The sequence below is a fragment of the Dyella agri genome (genome assembly GCF_044904705.1).
Classification (GTDB): Bacteria; Pseudomonadota; Gammaproteobacteria; order Xanthomonadales; family Rhodanobacteraceae; genus Rhodanobacter_A; species Rhodanobacter_A agri.
Window position 1 is genome coordinate 150668 of sequence record NZ_JADIKL010000005.1, and the last position, 18924, is coordinate 169591.

The 18924-nt window shown below is 67.2% G+C and carries 14 protein-coding genes; all 14 read left to right on the top strand.

What is annotated here, in order from left to right; all coding sequences use genetic code 11:
* Nucleotides 1-101 precede the first annotated feature (101 nt).
* The 14 genes from infB (at nt 102) to ISP14_RS11190 (ending at nt 18899) form a co-directional block, all read left to right on the top strand.
* On the top strand, nt 102-2900 hold the full coding sequence (gene infB, locus ISP14_RS11125; RefSeq protein ID WP_404539571.1) for a translation initiation factor IF-2: 2799 nt from the start codon (nt 102-104) through the stop codon (nt 2898-2900).
* 224 nt (nt 2901-3124) lie between these two features.
* The gene (rbfA, locus tag ISP14_RS11130) at nt 3125-3496 is read left to right on the top strand and encodes a 30S ribosome-binding factor RbfA (protein ID WP_404539574.1); all 372 of its coding nucleotides are present in this window, start codon (nt 3125-3127) and stop codon (nt 3494-3496) included.
* Between the two features lie 10 nt (nt 3497-3506).
* Nucleotides 3507-4436, top strand: a complete 930-nt coding sequence (truB, locus tag ISP14_RS11135; protein WP_404539576.1) for a tRNA pseudouridine(55) synthase TruB — start codon at nt 3507-3509, stop codon at nt 4434-4436.
* A 167-nt stretch (nt 4437-4603) separates the two neighbouring features.
* Entirely contained in the window at nt 4604-4873 is a 270-nt protein-coding gene (rpsO, locus tag ISP14_RS11140; RefSeq protein ID WP_404539579.1) for a 30S ribosomal protein S15, read from the top strand.
* A 143-nt stretch (nt 4874-5016) separates the two neighbouring features.
* Complete coding sequence (pnp, locus tag ISP14_RS11145; RefSeq protein ID WP_404539581.1) at nt 5017-7113, top strand: polyribonucleotide nucleotidyltransferase; 2097 nt, start codon at nt 5017-5019, stop codon at nt 7111-7113.
* A gap of 225 nt (nt 7114-7338) precedes the next feature.
* Entirely contained in the window at nt 7339-8343 is a 1005-nt protein-coding gene (locus tag ISP14_RS11150) for a poly(R)-hydroxyalkanoic acid synthase subunit PhaE (RefSeq protein ID WP_404539584.1), read from the top strand.
* Between the two features lie 9 nt (nt 8344-8352).
* Nucleotides 8353-9420, top strand: a complete 1068-nt coding sequence (gene phaC / locus ISP14_RS11155) for a class III poly(R)-hydroxyalkanoic acid synthase subunit PhaC (protein ID WP_404539587.1) — start codon at nt 8353-8355, stop codon at nt 9418-9420.
* Between the two features lie 26 nt (nt 9421-9446).
* Complete coding sequence (locus ISP14_RS11160; protein WP_404539590.1) at nt 9447-9632, top strand: PspC domain-containing protein; 186 nt, start codon at nt 9447-9449, stop codon at nt 9630-9632.
* A gap of 31 nt (nt 9633-9663) precedes the next feature.
* Nucleotides 9664-10677, top strand: a complete 1014-nt coding sequence (mtnA, locus tag ISP14_RS11165; RefSeq protein ID WP_404539592.1) for an S-methyl-5-thioribose-1-phosphate isomerase — start codon at nt 9664-9666, stop codon at nt 10675-10677.
* Nucleotides 10678-10890: 213 nt separating this feature from the next.
* Nucleotides 10891-13578, top strand: a complete 2688-nt coding sequence (gene gyrA, locus ISP14_RS11170) for a DNA gyrase subunit A (RefSeq protein WP_404539595.1) — start codon at nt 10891-10893, stop codon at nt 13576-13578.
* Between the two features lie 141 nt (nt 13579-13719).
* Nucleotides 13720-14847, top strand: a complete 1128-nt coding sequence (locus tag ISP14_RS11175; protein ID WP_404539597.1) for a VirK/YbjX family protein — start codon at nt 13720-13722, stop codon at nt 14845-14847.
* The gene (locus ISP14_RS11180) at nt 14844-15395 is read left to right on the top strand and encodes an RNA polymerase sigma factor (protein WP_404539599.1); all 552 of its coding nucleotides are present in this window, start codon (nt 14844-14846) and stop codon (nt 15393-15395) included. The genes ISP14_RS11175 and ISP14_RS11180 overlap by 4 nt, the downstream gene beginning before the upstream one ends.
* The gene (locus ISP14_RS11185) at nt 15395-16399 is read left to right on the top strand and encodes a FecR family protein (RefSeq protein ID WP_404539602.1); all 1005 of its coding nucleotides are present in this window, start codon (nt 15395-15397) and stop codon (nt 16397-16399) included. Before ISP14_RS11180 ends, ISP14_RS11185 begins: the two co-directional genes overlap by 1 nt.
* Nucleotides 16400-16511: 112 nt before the next feature.
* The gene (locus tag ISP14_RS11190) at nt 16512-18899 is read left to right on the top strand and encodes a TonB-dependent siderophore receptor (RefSeq protein ID WP_404539605.1); all 2388 of its coding nucleotides are present in this window, start codon (nt 16512-16514) and stop codon (nt 18897-18899) included.
* Nucleotides 18900-18924 lie beyond the last annotated feature (25 nt).

An 18924-nucleotide genomic window follows, 5' to 3' on the forward strand; every position in this document is an offset into this window, starting at 1 on the left:
GCGCGCCGAGGAAGGCCGAAAGCCTTCCACCAGGGATGGCGGTGTACGTGCAGGCCAGGCCGCACGGACGACAAGCGCGGGAACGGCGGAGAAAGAACACGATGTCGGATGTCACGATCAAACAACTCGCCCAGGTGCTGGGCATGCCGGTCGACAAGCTGCTGGGTCAGCTTGGCGAGGCAGGCATGAAATTCTCCGATCCGGAGCAGGTCATCAGCAGCACCGAGAAGGTGAAGCTGCTGGGCTTCCTGCGGCGCACCCACGGCAAGAACGAGCCGGCCGTGGAAGTCGCCGACAGCGCGCCGCGCCAGATCACGCTGCGGCGCCGTACCGTGGGCGAGCTCAAGGTTTCCACGCCGGGCGGCCGCGGTGCAGCCAGCACGGCCAAGACGGTCAACGTCGAGGTGCGCGCCAAGCGCACTTACGTCAAGCGCAGCGTGATCGCCGAAGAAGCGAGCGCCGAGCCCGAGCGCGAGGAGGCCGTGCGCAAGCTCGCCGAATCCCGCGAGCAGCGCAAGCAGGAAGAACAGGATCGCCACGAGGCCGAGCAACGCAAGCAGGAAGCGCAGCAGCGCGCGCTGGAAGAACAGCAGCGCGCCCAGGAAGAAGCCGAGGCGCACCGTCGCCAGGTCGAGGCCGAGGCTGCCGCCGCTGCTGCCGAAGCCGCGAGCGAACCCGAGGAAGTCGCCGAGCCGGCGCCGGAAGCCGTTGAACCGGTCGCCGCCCCAAGCGGCAGCCCTGCGCCCGCCATCGAAGCGCAGCCTGTGGTGCAGCGCCTCGATACGCGCGGCCTTGGCATGATCGTTCCGCAGGTGCACGAGCCGCGCAAGCGCGAAAAACTGGTCAAGCCGGCGCCTGCGCCCGCTCCCGCGCCGGCACCCGCGCGCCCCGCCGCGCCGGCGGCGTCTGGCGATGCGCGCGGCAAGGCCCGCCACGGCAGCGGCACCGGCCGTGACCGCGACGACGTGGTCGGCGGCAAGCGTTTCGCCGGCGGCGAGCTGCACCTGAGCGATGCCGACCGCGCCCGCCGTTCCAGCGGCAAGCGTGGCAAGCCCGGCAAGGGCGCCGTGCGCGAAGTCGCGCGCGGCGGGTCGCCGGCTGCCGGTGCGCATGGCTTTACCCGTCCCACCGCCGCGGTGGTGCGCGAAGTCGTCGTGGGCGACGCCAACGTGGTCGCCGAGCTGGCGCAGAAGATGGCGGTCAAGGGTTCGGAGGTGGTCAAGGCGCTGTTCAAGATGGGCGTGATGGCTACCATCAACCAGACCATCGATCACGACACCGCTGCGCTGGTGGTGGAGGAGCTCGGCCACAAGATGGTCGAGGCCAACGCCAACAACGCCGAAGCCGCACTGGCCGCGCACACCCAGAGCGCGGAGCTGGATGGCGAGAAGGAGCCGCGTCCGCCGGTGGTCACCATCATGGGCCACGTCGACCACGGCAAGACCTCGCTGCTGGACTACATCCGCCGCACCAAGGTCGCCTCGGGCGAAGCCGGCGGCATCACCCAGCACATCGGTGCCTACCACGTGGAGACGCCGAAGGGCGTGATCACCTTCCTCGACACCCCCGGCCACGCCGCGTTCACCGCGATGCGTGCCCGCGGCGCGCAGTCCACCGACATCGTGGTGCTGGTGGTCGCGGCCGACGACGGTGTGATGCCGCAGACGGCAGAAGCCGTGCAGCACGCGCGCGCCGCCAAGGTGCCGCTGATCGTCGCGCTCAACAAGATGGACAAGTCCGACGCCAATCCGGACCACGTCAAGCAAGGCCTCGGCAACCTGGAAGTGATTCCGGAAGAGTGGGGTGGCGACACGCCGTTCGTGCCGGTGTCGGCCAAGACCGGCATGGGCGTCGACGAACTGCTCGACGCCATCTCGGTGCAGGCCGAGGTGATGGAGCTCACCGCCGTGGTCGACGGCCCGGCTTCGGGCGTGGTGATCGAATCCAGCCTCGACAAGGGCCGCGGTCCGGTCGCCACCGTGCTGGTGCAGCAGGGCACGCTGAAGCGCGGCGACTTCGTGGTCTGCGGCATCGAATACGGCCGCATGCGTGCGCTGGTCGACGAGACCGGCAAAACCGTGCAGGAAGCCGGTCCCTCGATCCCGGTGCAGGTGCTGGGCCTCTCCGGCGTGCCGGAGGCGGGCGACGACTTCGTGGTGGTGGCCGACGAGAAACTGGCCAAGCAGGTGGCCGCCGAACGCCAGCAGAAGCGCCGCGAGACGCGCATGGTCAGCAAGGCCAACCGCCTCGAGGACATCATGGCACAGATGGGCCAGGGTGCCGGGCAGCAGACGCTCAACATCCTGGTCAAGGCCGATGTGCAGGGTTCGGTCGAGGCGCTACGCGAGTCGCTGGGCTCGATCGGCAACGAGAACGTCAAGGTCAACGTGATTTCCGCCGGCGTCGGCGGCATCACCGAGTCCGACGCGACGCTGGCCGCGGCCTCCAAGGCACTGGTGATCGGCTTCAACGTGCGTGCCGATGCTTCGGCGCGCAAGGTGATCGACACCGCCGGCCTGGATGTGCGCTACTTCTCGATCATCTATGACGTGATCGACCAGGTGAAGCAGGCGGCTTCGGGTCTGCTGGGCGTGGAGATCCGCGAGGAAATCATCGGTATCGCCCAGGTGCGCGAGGTGTTCCGCAGCTCCAAGTTCGGTGCGGTCGCCGGCTGCATGGTCGTCGAAGGCCACGTCAAGCGCAGCAAGCCGATCCGCGTGCTGCGCGACAACACCGTGGTGTTCGAGGGCGAGCTGGAGTCGCTGCGCCGCTTCAAGGACCTGGTCGACGAAGTGCGCAACGGCATGGAGTGCGGTATCGCCGTGAAGCAGTACAACGATGTCAAGGTCGGTGACCAGATCGAGTGCTTCGAAAGGATCGAAGTCGCCCGCACCTTGTAATGTCTTGACCCCCTCTCCCTTCGGGAGAGGGGGTGGGGTGAGGGTTCAGGGCTTGCATGGAACTTCGTGCAGGGCCGTGAACCCTCATCCGCCCTTTATTCGCACCATCCGTGGTGCTCACCCCTGACGGGGCCGGCTTAAGCCGTTCCGCAAACGCTCCAGGCGTTTGCAGGTCGGGGCACCTTCTCCCGAAGGGAGAAGGGATTTCGTCTTCGGAGTTTCTGATGCCCTCCCGTGACTTCAAACGTACCGACCGCGTAGGCGCCGAACTGCGCCGCGAGCTGGGTCTGCTGGTGCATGCCGCGGTGCGCGACCATGGCTTGCCGTCGTGCAGCGTGTCGGACGTGGAAGTGAGCCGCGACCTCGATTTCGCCTCGGTGTGGGTGACCGCGCTGCTGCCCGACCAGTCGGCGGCAACGGTGAAAGCGCTCAACACGCTGGCGCACGAATTCCGTCGCTCGCTGTCGCGCAGCATGCGGTTGCGGCGGGTGCCGGAGCTGCGCTTCAAGTACGACGACTCGGTGGACAAGGGCGAACGCATCGACGCGCTGCTGCGCAATGCGGGCGACATGGCGTCGTCGGACGACGAGTCGTAACCCGAGTTCCATGCCCCGCGAACGCAAGCTCCCCCGCATCGCCTGGCGCGATCTGCACGGCATCGTGCTGCTCGACAAGCCCGAAGGCCTGAGTTCCAACGAGGCCCTGCAATCGGTACGCCGCCTGTTCCGCGCCGCCAAGGGCGGCCATACCGGCGCACTCGATCCGATGGCCACCGGCCTGCTGCCGCTGTGCTTCGGCGAGGCCACCAAGCTGGCCGGCAACCTGCTCGGCGCAAGCAAGGCTTATCGGGCCGAGTGCCGGCTGGGCGTTACCACGACTACGGCCGACCGCGAAGGCGAACCGCTGCTGCATCGGCCGGTGCCGGCGCTGGACGACGCGGCCGTCGAGGCGGCACTGGCGCCGTTGCGCGGCCGCATCGTCCAGGTGCCGCCGGTGTATTCGGCGCTGAAGCAAAGCGGCGAACGGCTCTACGTCAAGGCGCGCCGCGGCGAGGCGGTGGAGGCGCCGCCGCGCGAGATCGAAGTGCACCGGTTGGAACTGCTTTCCCGTACGGCGGATACCTTGGTTTTCGAGGTGGAATGCGGCTCGGGTACCTATGTGCGCTCGCTGGCGGTCGATCTGGGCGAGGCACTGGGCTGCGGCGCCCATCTCACCGCCCTGCGGCGGCTGTGGGTGGAGCCGTTCCGCGAACCGCGCATGGTCACGCTGGCGCAGCTGGAGCAGGCGGCCGGGCAGGGCGACGAGGCCTTGCTGGCCTGGCTGCTGCCGGTGGCGGCGGGGCTGAGCGACTGGCCGAAACTGCAGCTGGACGAGGCGCAGAGCCAGGCCATCGCACGGGGCCAGCCCATCGTGGTGGCCGGGGGCGCCGGGCGCCGCGCCGCCTTTGCCAGCGACGGCGGCTTGCTGGCGCTGCTGGAGCTGGATGCGGACGGGCGCAGCCGCATCCTGCGCGGTTTCAACCTGCCGCCGCCGTGAGCCAGCCCATTTCGGCCCCTTTCGCCCTTGTTGCAAGGGCCTTGCCGCCGCTAGAATAAGCAAGTTATTCCAGTACTTTCATCCATCAGGCGAAGCTTGCGCTTGCGTCACTCCCGGTGGCGCAAACGCAAGCTTCGCATCGCATTTTCAAGGAAACAGGTATCACCATGTCCCTTACCGCAGAACAGACCGGCAAGATCATCACCGACTTCGGCCGCGTGCCGAACGACACCGGCTCCACCGAAGTGCAGGTGGCGCTGCTGTCCGCCCGCATCGACCACCTCACCGACCACTTCAAGTCGCACAAGCAGGATCACCACTCCCGCCGCGGCCTGCTGAAGCTGGTGAACCGCCGCAAGAGCCTGCTCGCCTACCTCAAGGACCGCGACCTGGCCCGTTACCAGAGCCTGATCGAGCGTCTCGGCCTCCGGAGGTAACTTTTGCGTTCGTCCTGAACGCGAAAGTAAAAAGGGCGGCCATCCGTGGCCGCACTCTCCAAAGGTTCTGCGTTCGCCCGTGAACGCAAAGATCAAGAGGCGGCCATCCATGGCCGCACTCTTCAAAAAGGCAGGAAATCATCGTGGCGAAAGTAACCAAGTCATTCCAGTACGGTAATCACGAAGTCACGCTGGAGACGGGCGAAATCGCCCGCCAGGCATCCGGCGCGGTCATGGTCAGCATGGGTGGCACCGTAGTGCTGGTCACCGCGGTGGCCGCGGCCAAGGCGAAGGAAGGTCAGGATTTCTTCCCGCTCACCGTCGATTACGTCGAGAAGTTCTACTCGGCCGGTCGCATCCCGGGCGGCTTCTTCAAGCGCGAAGGCCGTCCGACCGAGAAGGAGACGCTGACCTCGCGCCTGATCGACCGTCCGGTGCGCCCGCTGTTCCCGGAAGACTTCAAGAACGAAGTCCAGGTGATCGCCCAGGTCATCTCGCTCAACCCCGAGATCGACGGCGACATCCCGGCCCTGCTCGGCGCCTCTGCCGCCCTGAGCCTCGCCGGCATCCCGTTCAAGGGCCCGATCGGCGCCGCCCGCGTCGGCTACGCCAACGGCCAGTACCTGCTGAACCCGACCGCCACCGAACTGGCCAGCTCGCAGCTGGACCTGGTCGTCGCCGGTACCGCCGGTGCGGTGCTGATGGTGGAGTCCGAGGCCGAGCTGCTGTCCGAGGATGTGATGCTCGGTGCCGTGGTGTTCGGTCACCAGCAGATGCAGGTCGCGATCCGTGCGATCGCCGAGCTGGCCACCGAAGCCAGCCGCCCGTCGATGGACTGGCAGCCGCCGGCCCGCAACGAGTCGCTGGTTGCCGCGCTCAAGGGCGCCGTCGGCGACAAGCTGGAAGCCGCCTTCCAGGTGCGCGACAAGCTGCAGCGCCGCGACGCGATCGCCGCGATCAAGGCTGACGTGATGGACTCGTTGAAGGCCGACGTCGAAGCGAAGGGCTGGGACAAGGCCGAGCTTGCGAAGGAATTCGGCGAGCTCGAGTACCGCACCCTGCGCGACAGCGTGCTGAAGACCAAGGTGCGTATCGACGGCCGCCAGCTCGACGACGTGCGCGCGATCACCGCCCGCGTGGGCGTGCTGCCGCGCACCCACGGCTCGGCGCTGTTCACCCGCGGCGAGACGCAGGCGCTGGTGGTGGTCACCCTGGGCACCACGCGCGACGCGCAGATCATCGACGCGCCCGGCGGCGAGTCGAAGGATCCGTTCCTGTTCCACTACAACTTCCCGCCGTTCTCGGTGGGCGAGGCTGGCCGCTTCGGCGCGCCGAAGCGTCGCGAGATCGGCCACGGCCGCCTCGCCAAGCGCGGCGTGCAGGCAGTGAAGCCGTCGCTGGACCAGTTCCCCTATGTGCTGCGCGTGGTGTCGGAAATCACCGAGTCCAACGGCTCTTCGTCGATGGCTTCGGTGTGCGGTTCCTCGCTGGCGATGATGGATGCCGGCGTGCCGCTGAAGGCGCCGGTGGCCGGTATCGCGATGGGCCTGGTGAAGGAAGGCAGCGACTTCGTCGTGCTGTCGGACATCCTGGGCGACGAGGATCACCTCGGCGACATGGACTTCAAGGTGGCCGGTTCGTCCGAGGGCATCAGCGCCCTGCAGATGGACATCAAGATCGACGGCATCACCGAGGAGATCATGAAGGTGGCGCTGGCCCAGGCCAAGCGCGGCCGCCTGCACATCCTCGGCGAGATGGCCAAGGCCCTCAGCACCGCGCGCACCGAGATGAGCGAGTACGCGCCGCGCCTGATCACCATCAAGATCCACCCGGACAAGATCCGCGAAGTCATCGGCAAAGGCGGCGCCACCATCCGCTCGATCACCGAAGAGACCGGCGCCACCATCGACATCAACGACGACGGCACCGTGATCATCGCCTCGGTCAACCGCGACGCGGGCGAAGCGGCGAAGAAGCGCATCGAGCAGATCGTCTCCGACGTCGAGCCGGGCCGCATCTACGAGGGCAAGGTCGCCAAGCTGATGGATTTCGGCGCGTTCGTCACCATCATGCCGGGCAAGGACGGCCTGGTGCACGTGTCGCAGATCTCCAACGAGCGCGTCGAGAAGGTTTCCGACAAGCTCAAGGAAGGCGACATCGTCAAGGTCAAGGTGCTGGAAGTGGACAAGCAGGGTCGTATCCGCCTGTCCATGAAGGCGGTGGCCGAGGGCGAGGGCTGAGCAGCCCAAGTCTGAGTCGCATGCGACGCGAACGAGGCCCGGCATTGCCGGGCCTCGTTCGTTTCTGGAGGCGGTCACGGACGGCCGCACGTTCGGCCCCCACGACCAGGGACGATGCAGCCGAGGATGGTTGCCCGTTCGATTCCCACGATCAGGGACGATCGCACAAGCCATGCTGCAACACGCTTTTGCTACGATGCGAACGTCGGTGGACGAGGATGCGTGATGAGCGGACAGACAGGCGATTTCATCAAGGACTGGCAGGTGCTCGCCCAGCAATCCTGGGATGCATGGCTGCGCCAGCTGCAACCGCCACCCGCCGCCGCGCCGCCGCCGGCCGGCAATGAAGCGCTGGAGCGCACGCTGGCCGGTTTGAGGGGATGCTTCGACTGGATGCAGGGCGTGGCGGCAGCCGGTGCCAGCCAGCCCGGTGCGGACTGGCAGACCTTGCTGAAGGCATGGGCGGGCTCCGGCAACCAACCGTTCACCCAGGCTTTCAACGGCATCGACAACGCTGCCGCGCAGGGCTTCGTGCAGCAGTGGCAAGCTTGGCTGCAATCGGTGCAAGCCGGCGGGTTCGCGATGCCGGGTGCTGCGAATGGCCCGGTACCGGGCTTTGGCCTGCATCGCGAGCAGCTGATGCAGCAGCAGGAGCTGGCGGCCGCGATCCAGGCGGCGCTGGAGGCGAACGCGCGCTACCAGGATCTGATCCAGCGCGCGAACGCGCAAGGACTGGAGCGCCTGCAGGCACGGCTTGCGCAACGCAATGCGGCGAGTCCGCCGATCGAATCGCTCAAGGCGCTGTACGACCTGTGGGTGGACGCCGCCGAGGAGGCCTATGCCGAGGTTGCGCTGTCCGACGAGTTCCGCGCGGCTTACGGCGAGATGGTCAACACGCAGATGCGCGTGCGTCAGCTGCAGCAGCGCCAGACCGGCCAGCTGTGCCGCGAGCTGGGCCTGCCCACTCGCGAAGAAGTTTCTTCGCTGGGCGAGCGCCTGCAGCAGGTGCGCCGCGACCTGCGCAAGCAGGGCGCAAGCGACGCCGGTGCGGAAATCCTCGCGCTGCGCCGCGAGGTGGCGGCATTGAAGCGCGACCTGGCCGCCATGACGGCGCAGCCGGCGGTATCGACTGCGAAGCCCAAGCCGGCGGCCAAGCGCGCAGCGGTTGCCGTGAAGACGCCGGCGCGCGGCAAGCCGGCTTCGTCCACCACCCGTTCGCGCAAGCGCTGAGGCGTGCCCATGGATACTCCGCTCCATCTCGATCCGGCCCGGCTGATGCAGGAGATCGGCGCGTTCCAGCGCAAGCTCAGCGCCGGCATGGGCCAGTTGCGCGGCATGAGCGAACCCGGCTATGCCAACACGCCGCGCGAGCTGGTCTACGCCGAGGACAAGCTGAAGCTTTGGCATATGCGGGGGGACCGCGCGCCGACCGCAAGGACACCTACGCTGATCGTCTACGCGCTGGTCAACACGGTGTGGATGACCGACCTGCAGCCCGACCGCTCGCTGGTGCGCAACCTGTTGGCGCAGGGCGAGGATGTCTACCTCATCGACTGGGGCTACCCCGACGGCGCCGACCGCTGGCTGACGCTGGACGACTATCTCAACGGCTATCTCGACCGCTGCGTGGATGCGGTGCGCGGGCGCCATGGCCTGGGCGCGATCAACCTGCTCGGCATCTGCCAGGGCGGCGCGTTCTCGCTGTGCTACGGCGCGATGTATCCGGACAAGGTGAAGAACCTGGTCACGATGGTCACGCCGGTGGACTTCCAGACGCCGGACAACATGCTTTCGCACTGGTGCCGCGAACTGGACGCGGACTTGTTCGTCGACACCCTCGGCAACGTGCCGGCGATGCTGATGAACTGGGTCTACCTCACGCTCAAGCCAGTGCGGCTGAACCAGCAGAAGTACGTAGGCCTGGTCGACATCCTCGACAAGCCGGTGGAGCTGGAGAATTTCCTGCGCATGGAGCGCTGGATCTTCGATTCGCCCGACCAGGCCGGCGAGGCCTTCCGCCAGTTCATCAAAGACTTCTACCAGGGCAACAAGCTGGTGAAGGGCGGCCTGGTCATCGGCGGCCGCGAGGTGGATCTGGGCATGCTCAGCCAGCCGGTGCTGAACATCTATGCCGAGCAGGATCACCTGGTGCCACCCGATGCCTCGCGCGCGCTGGGTCGGCGGGTGGGAACCACCGACTACACCGAGCTGGCGTTCAAGGGCGGTCACATCGGCATCTACGTCTCCGGCCGTGCGCAACGCGACGTGCCGCCAGCGATCCACCAGTGGTTGCGCGCGCGCGACTGACCCTCTTTCCACCAGGATTCACGAGCATGGAAAAACGTCTCTGCCGTTCCCGCCAGAACCGCATGCTGGCCGGTGTCTGCGGCGGCATCGCCGAATACCTTGGCTGGGACCCGACCCTGGTACGGGTAGCCTGGATCATCCTCACCCTGCTGGGCGGCTCGGGCATCCTGATCTATCTGATTTTCTGGCTGGTGATGCCGGAATCGCCCTGATTTCCCACCGTTTCACGATACGAACATTCCGATGGATTACGACCGTTACGACCGCGTCCGCGCCGTGCAATGGCGCGGCGACCACCTCCGTTTGCTCGATCAGCGCCTGTTGCCGCAGGAGGAGCGCTGGATCGATTGCCGCGATGCCGCCGCCGTGACGCAGGCCATCAGGGATCTCGCCGTGCGTGGCGCCCCGGCCATCGGCATCGCCGCAGCGTGGGGCGTGGTGCTGGCGGCGCAACAGGGCGCGCCGTTGGATGCCGCACTGGCGCAATTGCGCGCGGCGCGGCCTACCGCGGTGAACCTGATGTGGGCGCTGGATCGCATGAAGGCGCGTATTGCCGCGGGCGCCGATGCGCCTGCGCTGGAACGCGAGGCGCAGGCGATCCAGGACGAGGATCTGGCGGCGAACCGCCACATGGGCGAGCTGGGCGCTGCGTTGATCGCGTCAGGCTCGGGCGTGCTCACCCATTGCAACACCGGCTCGCTGGCTACCGCGGGCTTCGGCACCGCGTTGGGCGTGATCCGCGCCGGCGTGGCGCAGGGGCGGATTGCCAATGTCTTCGCGGGCGAGACGCGGCCTTGGCAGCAGGGCGCGCGGCTCACCATGTACGAGCTGGTGCGTGACGGTATTCCCGCCCGGCTGATTGCCGATTCGGCCGCCGCGCACCTGATGAAGTCGGGGGCGGTGCAGTGGGTGATCGTGGGCGCCGACCGGATTGCCGCGAACGGCGACACCGCGAACAAGATCGGCACCTACCAGCTGGCGATCGCGGCGAAGCACCACGGCGTGAAGTTCATGGTCGCGGCGCCGTCCTCCACGGTGGACATGGCGACGGCCTCGGGCGAGGCGATCGAGATCGAATTGCGCGACCCGGCCGAGTTGCTGGGTATCGGCGGCCGGCGCGTGGTGGTCGAAGGCGCCGAAGCGTGGAACCCGGTGTTCGACGTCACGCCGGCCAGCCTGATCGACGCCATCGTCACCGAGCGCGGCGTGATCGAGCGGCCGGACGAAGCCTCGATGCGGGCGCTGTTCGGCGCTTGAAAACGGCCTCCGCGGCGTGCCGGCGGAGCCGTGCGCACGCGGGTCTTGCACGGCATGCGCAATCATTGCGCAAGGTGTTGAAACATAAAGCTTAGTTTTCGCCTTTCGGCGGGCGGAAATGGTGGGGTCGTGCTACACTCGACCGGTTGATTTTCATGCGCCCGCGGGCATGCGTGCGGTGCGCTCCTCCTCGCTCATCAGGGAAGCCGATTGATGGCAGAACTCGCCAAAGAAGTCATCCGCGTCAACATCGAAGACGAGATGCGCCAGAGCTATCTCGACTACGCGATGAGCGTGATCGTAGGCCGCGCGCTGCCGGATGTGCGCGACGGCCTGAAGCCGGTGCACCGCCGCGTGCTGTTCGCGATGAACGAGCTGGGCAACGCCTGGAACAAGCCCTACAAGAAGTCGGCCCGCGTGGTCGGCGACGTGATCGGTAAATACCACCCGCACGGCGACTCGTCGGTCTACGACGCCATCGTGCGCATGGCGCAGCCGTTTTCGCTGCGTTACATGCTGGTCGACGGCCAGGGCAACTTCGGTTCGGTCGATGGCGACAATGCCGCCGCCATGCGTTACACCGAAGTGCGCATGTCACGCCTCACGCAAGAGCTGCTGGCCGACATCGACAAGGACACTGTCGACTTCGGTCCGAACTACGACGAGAGCGAACACGAGCCGCTGGTACTCCCCACCCGCGTGCCGAACCTGCTGATCAACGGTTCGGCGGGTATCGCAGTGGGCATGGCGACCAACGTGCCGCCGCACAATCTCAACGAGGTGGTTTCCGCCACCATCGCGCTGATCGACGAGCCGACCCTGTCGATCGCCGATCTGATGCACTACATCCCGGGTCCGGATTTCCCGACCGCCGGCATCATCAACGGCTCGTCCGGTATCGTCGAGGCTTACCGCACCGGCCGCGGCCGCATCCTGGTGCGCGCCAAGACCGAGATCGAGACCGAGAGCAATGGGCGCGAGACCATCCTCGTCCACGAGCTGCCCTACCAGGTGAACAAGGCGCGGCTGATCGAGAAGATCGCCGAACTGGTCAAGGAAAAGAAGCTCGAAGGCATCAGCGAGCTGCGCGACGAGTCCGACAAGGACGGCATGCGCATCGTCATCGAGATCCGCAAGGACGCGATGGCCGACGTGGTGCTGAACAACCTGTTCCAGCAGACCCAGCTGCAGGTCACCTTCGGCATCAACATGGTGGCCTTGCTGGACGGCCAGCCGCGCCTGCTGAACCTCAAGGACATCCTCGAGGCCTTCATCCGCCACCGCCGCGAGGTGGTGACCCGCCGCACCATCTTCGAGCTGCGCAAGGCCCGCGCCCGCGCCCACATCCTGGAAGGCCTCACTGTCGCGCTCGCCAACATCGACGAGATGATCGAGCTGATCAAGACCTCGGCTTCGCCGCAGGAAGCGCGCGAACGCATGCTGGCGCGCAAGTGGCAGCCGGGCATGGTGGGCGCGCTGCTCGCCGCCACCGGCGCCGAGGCTTCGCGGCCGGAGGACATGGACCCGCGCGACGGCCTCAAGCCCGAGGGCTACCAGCTCTCCGAGGTGCAGGCCCAGGAAATCCTGGCGATGCGCCTGCACCGCCTCACCGGCCTGGAGCAGGAGAAGCTCTCCGACGAATACCGCGAGATCCTGGAAACCATCCGCGGCCTGATCGAGATCCTGGAGAACCCCGAGCGCCTGCTTGCGGTGATCCGCGAGGAACTGGAGACGGTCAAGAACGAGTTCGGCGACGCGCGCCGCACCGAGATCCAGCATTCGCAGGAGGACTTGAACGTCCTCGACCTGATCGCGCCGGAAGACATGGTCGTCACGCTGTCGCACAGCGGCTACATCAAGCGTCAGCCGGCCAGCACGTACCGCGCCCAGCGCCGTGGCGGCAAGGGGCGTTCCGCCTCCGCGCTGAAGGACGAGGATTTCGTCGAGCGGCTGTGGGTGGTGAACACCCACGACACGCTGCTCACCTTCACCAGCACCGGCCGCGTGTACTGGCTCAAGGTCTACCAGATGCCTGAGGCGGGTGCGGGCGCGCGCGGCAAGCCCATCATCAACCTGCTGCCGCTGGCCGCGGGCGAGAAGGTGCAGGCCGTGTTGCCGGTGCGCGAATACGGCGAGGACCGCTACGTGTTCTTCGCCACCAGGCAGGGTACGGTGAAGAAGACCCCGCTCAGCGAATTCGCGTTCCAGCTGCAGAAGGGCAAGATCGCGATCAACCTCGACGAGGGCGACGCGCTGGTCAACGTGGAACTCACCGACGGCAACAGCGACGTGATGCTGTTCGCCTCCAACGGCCGCGCCGTGCGTTTCGCCGAGGGCGAAGTGCGCGTCATGGGCCGCACCGCCACCGGCGTGCGCGGTATCCGTCTTGCCGAAGGGGCGCAGGTCGTGTCTCTGCTCGTGGTGGAGCATGCGGCCGAGCAGGCCGCTGGCGACGACGAGGCGGACGAGGCGGAGGATCTGGCCGAAGGGTCCGTGTCGCCGTCGGAGACCTACGTGCTTACCGCGACCGCACGCGGCTACGGCAAGCGCACACCGTTGTCGAAGTATCCGCGCAAGGGCCGCGGCATCCAGGGCGTCATCGGCATCCAGTGCTCCGAACGCAATGGCAACCTGGTCGGTGCCGTCTCCCTCGACGAAACGCACGAGATCATGCTGATCTCCGACCAGGGCACCCTGGTGCGCACGCGCGCTGCGGAAATCGCCAAGGTCGGCCGCATCGCGCAGGGCGTCACCCTGATCCGCCTGCCGACCGAGGAGTCGCTGGTCAGCGTGGTGCGGCTGGAGGCCGAAGAAGAGAACGGCGAGGAAGCCGGGGAGGCCAACGGGGATGCATCGCCCGAAGGTACCGCGGCGCCGGAAACGGGCGCGGACGAAAGCTGATCCCGTCCGGCAGCGCAAGGCACGACGAAAAGCCCCGGCCTGGTCCGGGGCTTTTCGCATGAAAAGCGGGTGATCGCACCCCGGGCATTTCAATTTTCATGGCCGCAAACGTCCTGTAGCTGACGTAATTGATGCGGGTCGATGATCTTGGACAAAATGCAACCCTCCCTGCGCGATGCGGCCAGCGTCGTGCCGATGGCCGACTGGCTGGCGAAGCGGCATGCTGCCGCTCCTGAGCTGCTGGTCATCCATCGCGACTGGTACCGCCACGAGCCGACGGAATCCGCTGGCTCGCTGATGGCGGCGAGTCTGTTTCGTTCGCTGCGTGACCGCTTCGACTGGCGCGGCGACGTGGGCAAGCGTGCGCTGCTGGCGGCCAAATACATGGCCCGCAGCCTGCTGATGTTCCGGCAACACACCAAGCATCTGGCTTTCATCGAAAGCCAGCCGGCGTTGCAGGCGTTCCGGCGCCGCGATCCGCGCATGCTGGAACGCCACCTGCACCGCTATATCAACCTGAGCTGGGGGCGCCAGCAGCGCCTGCGAGCGATCCAGCAGCATTACCGACACTTGCTCGCGGTCATGCCCGTGCCGCTGTTTCGCGCCATCTACGCCGAGGGCGGCGCGCCGCTGGGCTTGCTCGAGCTGAAGGACGGCAGCCGGCTGATCCTGAGCCTGCGGCCGCCGATCTTCCTTGGTTGCGAGGGCGAGCTGTGCATCCAGCTCGCCGACGAACTCGGCAATCCGCTGTACCGCATCGTGGTCACGGTGATCGACGAGCACCCGACCCTGGCGATCGGCTGCATCCAGGGGCCGGTTGGCGCCACGGCCAAGGAAGCGGTGCGCGAGTTGACGCGCCATATGCACGGCATGCGCCCGAAGTGCCTGATGCTGGCGCTGGTCCAGGAGCTGGCGCGACACTGGGGCATGACACGGTTGCTGGCGGTCGGGAATGCAGTACACCCCCTGTGCAATGCACGCCGCCGCTTCGTGGCGGATTACGATGCGTTCTGGCAGGAGCAGCAGGGCAGGGCGGTCGACGGCGGCTGGTACGAGTTGCCGGTGCAGCCGGAGCGCAAGACCGTGGCCGACGTGCCGAGCCAGCACCGTTCCGCGTTCCGCAAGCGCGAAGCTTTGCGCATGGACGCCGAACGCATGCTGCTCGAGGCGCTGGGTACGCCGCCGGAGCTGCATCGATTGCGTGTGCAACAGCCCGAAGTATCGGGTTCCCGTCATCTGTTCCAGGGAGTTTGTGTGGAAGCCTCATGAACCAAACAGACCCCATTGCCGACGTCGCAACGCTGCCCGGGCATGCGTCCCGGGTCGCTGCGCTGTTCCGCGAACACAACCGCGCGCTGCTGGCATTCCTGCAATGCCGGCTCGGCTCGCTGGCCGACGCGCAGGAGTTGGCGCAGGAAGCCTACGTACGCATGCTCACGCTGGAACATCCCGAACAGATCGATTCCCTGCGTGCCTTCCTGTTCCGCATCGCGGGGAACCTCGCGGTCGACCGGCTGCGCATGCGCAAGCTGCGCGAGGGGGGCCCGGTCGAGCACCTGGAACCGGAGCCGGAACTGCACCTGGCGCCAGTACCCGAGCGCCAGGTCGTGGTGGCCGAACAGTGGCGTGAACTGCACGCGGCGCTGCGCGAATTGCCGGCCAAGACCAGCCGCGCGTTTGTGTTGCACGCGATCGAGGGGCGCGATTTCGAAGCAATCGCGCAATCCATGAAACTCAGCGCCCGCATGGTGCGCTACCACGTCACGCGCGCATTGGCTCATTGCCGCACGCGGGTCGAAGAAAGGGAGATGCCGTGATGGCCAACACCCCCCAACATCCTGACGAACAAGTATTGCTGGCCGCAGCCGACTGGTGGACGCGCCTGCGCGATCCGCACGGTGCCGAGGCCACCACGGAGCAATGGCTGGACTGGACGGCGCAGGATGACCGCCATCTGGCGGCCTTCGAATACGTCAGCGCGTTCGGCGAACGGCTGGGCACGCTGGACACGGCCGCGCGTCGCCGGCTGCTGGACGAATTCGCATTCGCCGCCACACCGCCCCGGCGCTGGCAGCCGCTGGCCGCAGCGGCTGCCGTGGTGGCGGTGGCGGTCGGTGCGGGTTTCCTGGTCTGGGGACGCCTTGCGGGCGATATGGCGGCGCCGGCGATCTATGCGAGCGCGACCGGACAGAACCGCGACATCGTGCTGGCGGACGGCAGCAAGGTGGCGCTGGGTGGCGCCAGCCGCCTCAGCGTGCGCTTCAGCCGCGACCAGCGCCACGTGGTGCTGGAGGCAGGCGAGGCGTACTTCCAGGTGGTGCACGATGCACGGCGTCCCTTCGAGGTCGGTGCCGGCGACATCACTGTGCGCGACATCGGCACGGCCTTCGACGTGCGCCGCACCGGGCGCGAGGTGGCGGTGGCGGTGACCCAGGGCGAGGTACGCGTCACCGGGCAGGGCGGCGCGGCAACAGGCCGCGGCGTGGATGCCGGAGCCGGTCAGCGCGTGGCCTGGGATCCGGTTGCGCAAGCGTTGAGCGTCGGTACGGTTACGCCGGAGCAGGCAACCGGCTGGCGCAGCGACCGGCTGGAGTTCGTCGGCGAACCGCTGGCCGTGGTGATCGCCAACGTCAATCGCTACAGCCGCCGGCCGGTGCGGCTGGACGGCAGCGGCCTGGCCGGTTTCAGCTTTACCGGCACGGTCAGGACCGACGAGATCGATAGCTGGCTGCACGCCTTGCCCCAGGTGTTCCCGCTGCAGGTGGACATGGGCGAACACGCCGTGACGCTTTCCGCCAGCAAGGCCTCGCCACGGCGCTGATCGGGGCGGCCGCTGCGGCTTGATCGGCAGCGGCCCCTCCGGCGAAAAATCCGCTGCATTGGCACTCGGCCCATGCCACACTTGTCGCTTTCATTCGGGACAAGCGGATGCCATGAGCCGGCTCGGCCTGCTGCCAGCCATTGGGTGCCTTTTGCCGATGGCTGCGCTCGGTGCCGTGGCCACGCCGGGCCATGCCGCCGCCGCGGCGAGCCTGCGTTTTGCGATACCGCCGCAGGCGCTTTCCACGGCGCTGATCGCGTTCGGCCAACAGGCGAACGTGCAGGTGCTCACCGCCGGCGGCGTAGTCGACGCCGTGCGTTCGCCGGGAGTCAGCGGCGACAGCACGGCGGCGGCGGCGCTCGAACGCCTGCTGCAGGGCACCGGGCTCACCTACAGCTTCGTCGATGCCGGCACGGTGGTAGTGAAACCGCTGCCTGCCGGCACGCAAGCGGCGGGACATGCCAAGGCGCCGGCCGACGTCCGGCAATTGGCACCGGTGGTTGCCATCGGCGTGGTCGACGCTGGCGGTTACCTGGTCGATGTGGGCCGGGGAGCCACGCGCATCGACACCGATCTGCTCGACTTGCCGGCCTCGGTAAGCGAGGTGCCGCACGACCTGCTGGATTCGCAGCAAGCCCGCACTGTGGCCGAGGCCGTGCGCAATGTGGCCGGCGTGGAATACCTCGACGGCTCGGATGCGTTGCCGGTGTTCCTGGTGCGCGGCTTCCAGGTCGGCAACGGCATGATCGACGGTTTGCCGAACAGCATCGTGTCCTACGGCGATTTCCCGCCGCTGATCGGCATCGAACGGGTGGAAGTGCTGAAAGGCCCCCAGGCGATCATCGGCGATGCCTCGGTCAGCAACAATTTCGGCGGCCTGATCAATCTCGTCATGAAGCAGCCGACGGCGCTGCCGGTGCGACGTCTCGATGTTTCGTTCGGCCAGTACGGCGACAGCCAGGTGGGCGTCGACCTCGGCGGCCCGCTCGGCGGGAGCGGGCACTGGACGTATCGCCTGGTCGCCTCTGGCGAATACGCCGATCGCAGCAGGCAAGGCCGGCATGGCCAGCGCGATGGCTACCTGGCGCCGTCGATCGGCTGGCGCGACGGGGCGAACAAGCTGGTGGTGTCCGTCGAGCAGATCGTGCGGCGCCAGCCGATTCCGGACTATGCGGTGATGCTGGATGGCTCGCTTTCAAGCATCACGCCACCCGGCCTGATGATCGGCAACCCGGACGATCGTTCGCTGTTCCGCACCACCCGTTTGTCGTATGCGTTCGAGCATCGCTTCGACTCAGTCTGGACGTTCCGCAGCCGCGGCCAGTACGTGCGCCAGGACTCCAGCGTGCGGGAATGGAACCTCTTCGATTTCTCGCCGAACGGCGACGCCAGCGCGATGGCCGAGCGGTACCGCTACAGCGACGCGTTCTATACCTTGCAGAACGATGTCGTGGGGCGCTTCGGCAGCGATGCGGTCCGCCACGTGCTGGTCGCGGGTTTCGATTATTCGCGGGCCATGTCCGGCGCCGTCGACGATATATTCGGCCAGCTTCCGCAATCCAGCTACAACCTGTTCACCAGTCCGCCGTTGCCGCCGGTGGCGTCGGTAACCGGCCCGGGCGCGGGTTTCCCCTCCCATGCGCCCGGCGACCCGTGGGCGATCGACCATGCGTTGTTCGTGCAGGATCAGATCGCCTTGGGCGGGCGCTGGAATGCGTTGCTGGCCTTGCGGCGCACCACGTACGAGATCATCGCCCTGAATGCCGCCGGTAACGCGACGACCGAGCACAAGTCGCAGTGGGTGCCGAACGCCGGCCTGCTTTACCGGCTCACGCCGGCCTTGTCGCTGTATGCCAGCGCCACCAGCGGCTTCCAGGCGGACACGGTGCTGGACAAGAACGGCCAGCCGCTGCTGCCCACCCGCTCGCGCCAGCTGGAGGCGGGAGCGAAGCTGATGCTGTTCGACCAGCGGGCGATGCTCACTGTCGCGGCCTACCGCATCATGCTCAATCACAGCACGGATCTCAGCTCGCCCAAGCCGCCGTACTACGGCATCCCCGGCCCGGGGCAGACCAATCGCGGCGTCGAACTGGAGTTCAACGGCAACCCTGTGCCAGGGCTGGACTTGAGCGCCGCCTACACCGACGCGATGGTGCGCAACCACGACGGTTCGTTGCCCACCGGTACCCCAAGGCAGCATTTCAACCTGTGGACCAGCTACCGTTTCCAGGGCGGCATGTTGCGCGGCTGGGGCATTGCCGGCGGTGTGTTGGCGCGTAGCGCCAGCCGCGGCCAGCTATCGGACGGCTCGGCGTATTTCGCCATACCGGGGCAGGCCCGCACGGATGCGAACGTGTCCTACCAGGCCACGCGCTGGCGCGTGACGCTGGGTGTGCGCAATGTGTTCGACCGCAAGCTGTATGACGCCGATTTCAACGAAGTTTTCGTGCCGCTGCACCGAGGGCGCAGCGTGCTGCTGAGCGGCAGCCGGGATTTCTGAGCGTCCTGCAGAGACTGTCGCGCGG

Coding starts and splice junctions, on each gene's coding strand:
- infB (WP_404539571.1), top strand. CDS start 102: ATGTCGGATGTCACGATCAAACAACTCGCCCAGGTGCTGGGCATGCCG.
- rbfA (WP_404539574.1), top strand. CDS start 3,125: ATGCCCTCCCGTGACTTCAAACGTACCGACCGCGTAGGCGCCGAACTG.
- truB (WP_404539576.1), top strand. CDS start 3,507: ATGCCCCGCGAACGCAAGCTCCCCCGCATCGCCTGGCGCGATCTGCAC.
- rpsO (WP_404539579.1), top strand. CDS start 4,604: ATGTCCCTTACCGCAGAACAGACCGGCAAGATCATCACCGACTTCGGC.
- ISP14_RS11150 (WP_404539584.1), top strand. CDS start 7,339: ATGAGCGGACAGACAGGCGATTTCATCAAGGACTGGCAGGTGCTCGCC.
- phaC (WP_404539587.1), top strand. CDS start 8,353: ATGGATACTCCGCTCCATCTCGATCCGGCCCGGCTGATGCAGGAGATC.
- ISP14_RS11160 (WP_404539590.1), top strand. CDS start 9,447: ATGGAAAAACGTCTCTGCCGTTCCCGCCAGAACCGCATGCTGGCCGGT.
- mtnA (WP_404539592.1), top strand. CDS start 9,664: ATGGATTACGACCGTTACGACCGCGTCCGCGCCGTGCAATGGCGCGGC.
- gyrA (WP_404539595.1), top strand. CDS start 10,891: ATGGCAGAACTCGCCAAAGAAGTCATCCGCGTCAACATCGAAGACGAG.
- ISP14_RS11175 (WP_404539597.1), top strand. CDS start 13,720: ATGATCTTGGACAAAATGCAACCCTCCCTGCGCGATGCGGCCAGCGTC.
- ISP14_RS11180 (WP_404539599.1), top strand. CDS start 14,844: ATGAACCAAACAGACCCCATTGCCGACGTCGCAACGCTGCCCGGGCAT.
- ISP14_RS11185 (WP_404539602.1), top strand. CDS start 15,395: ATGGCCAACACCCCCCAACATCCTGACGAACAAGTATTGCTGGCCGCA.
- ISP14_RS11190 (WP_404539605.1), top strand. CDS start 16,512: ATGAGCCGGCTCGGCCTGCTGCCAGCCATTGGGTGCCTTTTGCCGATG.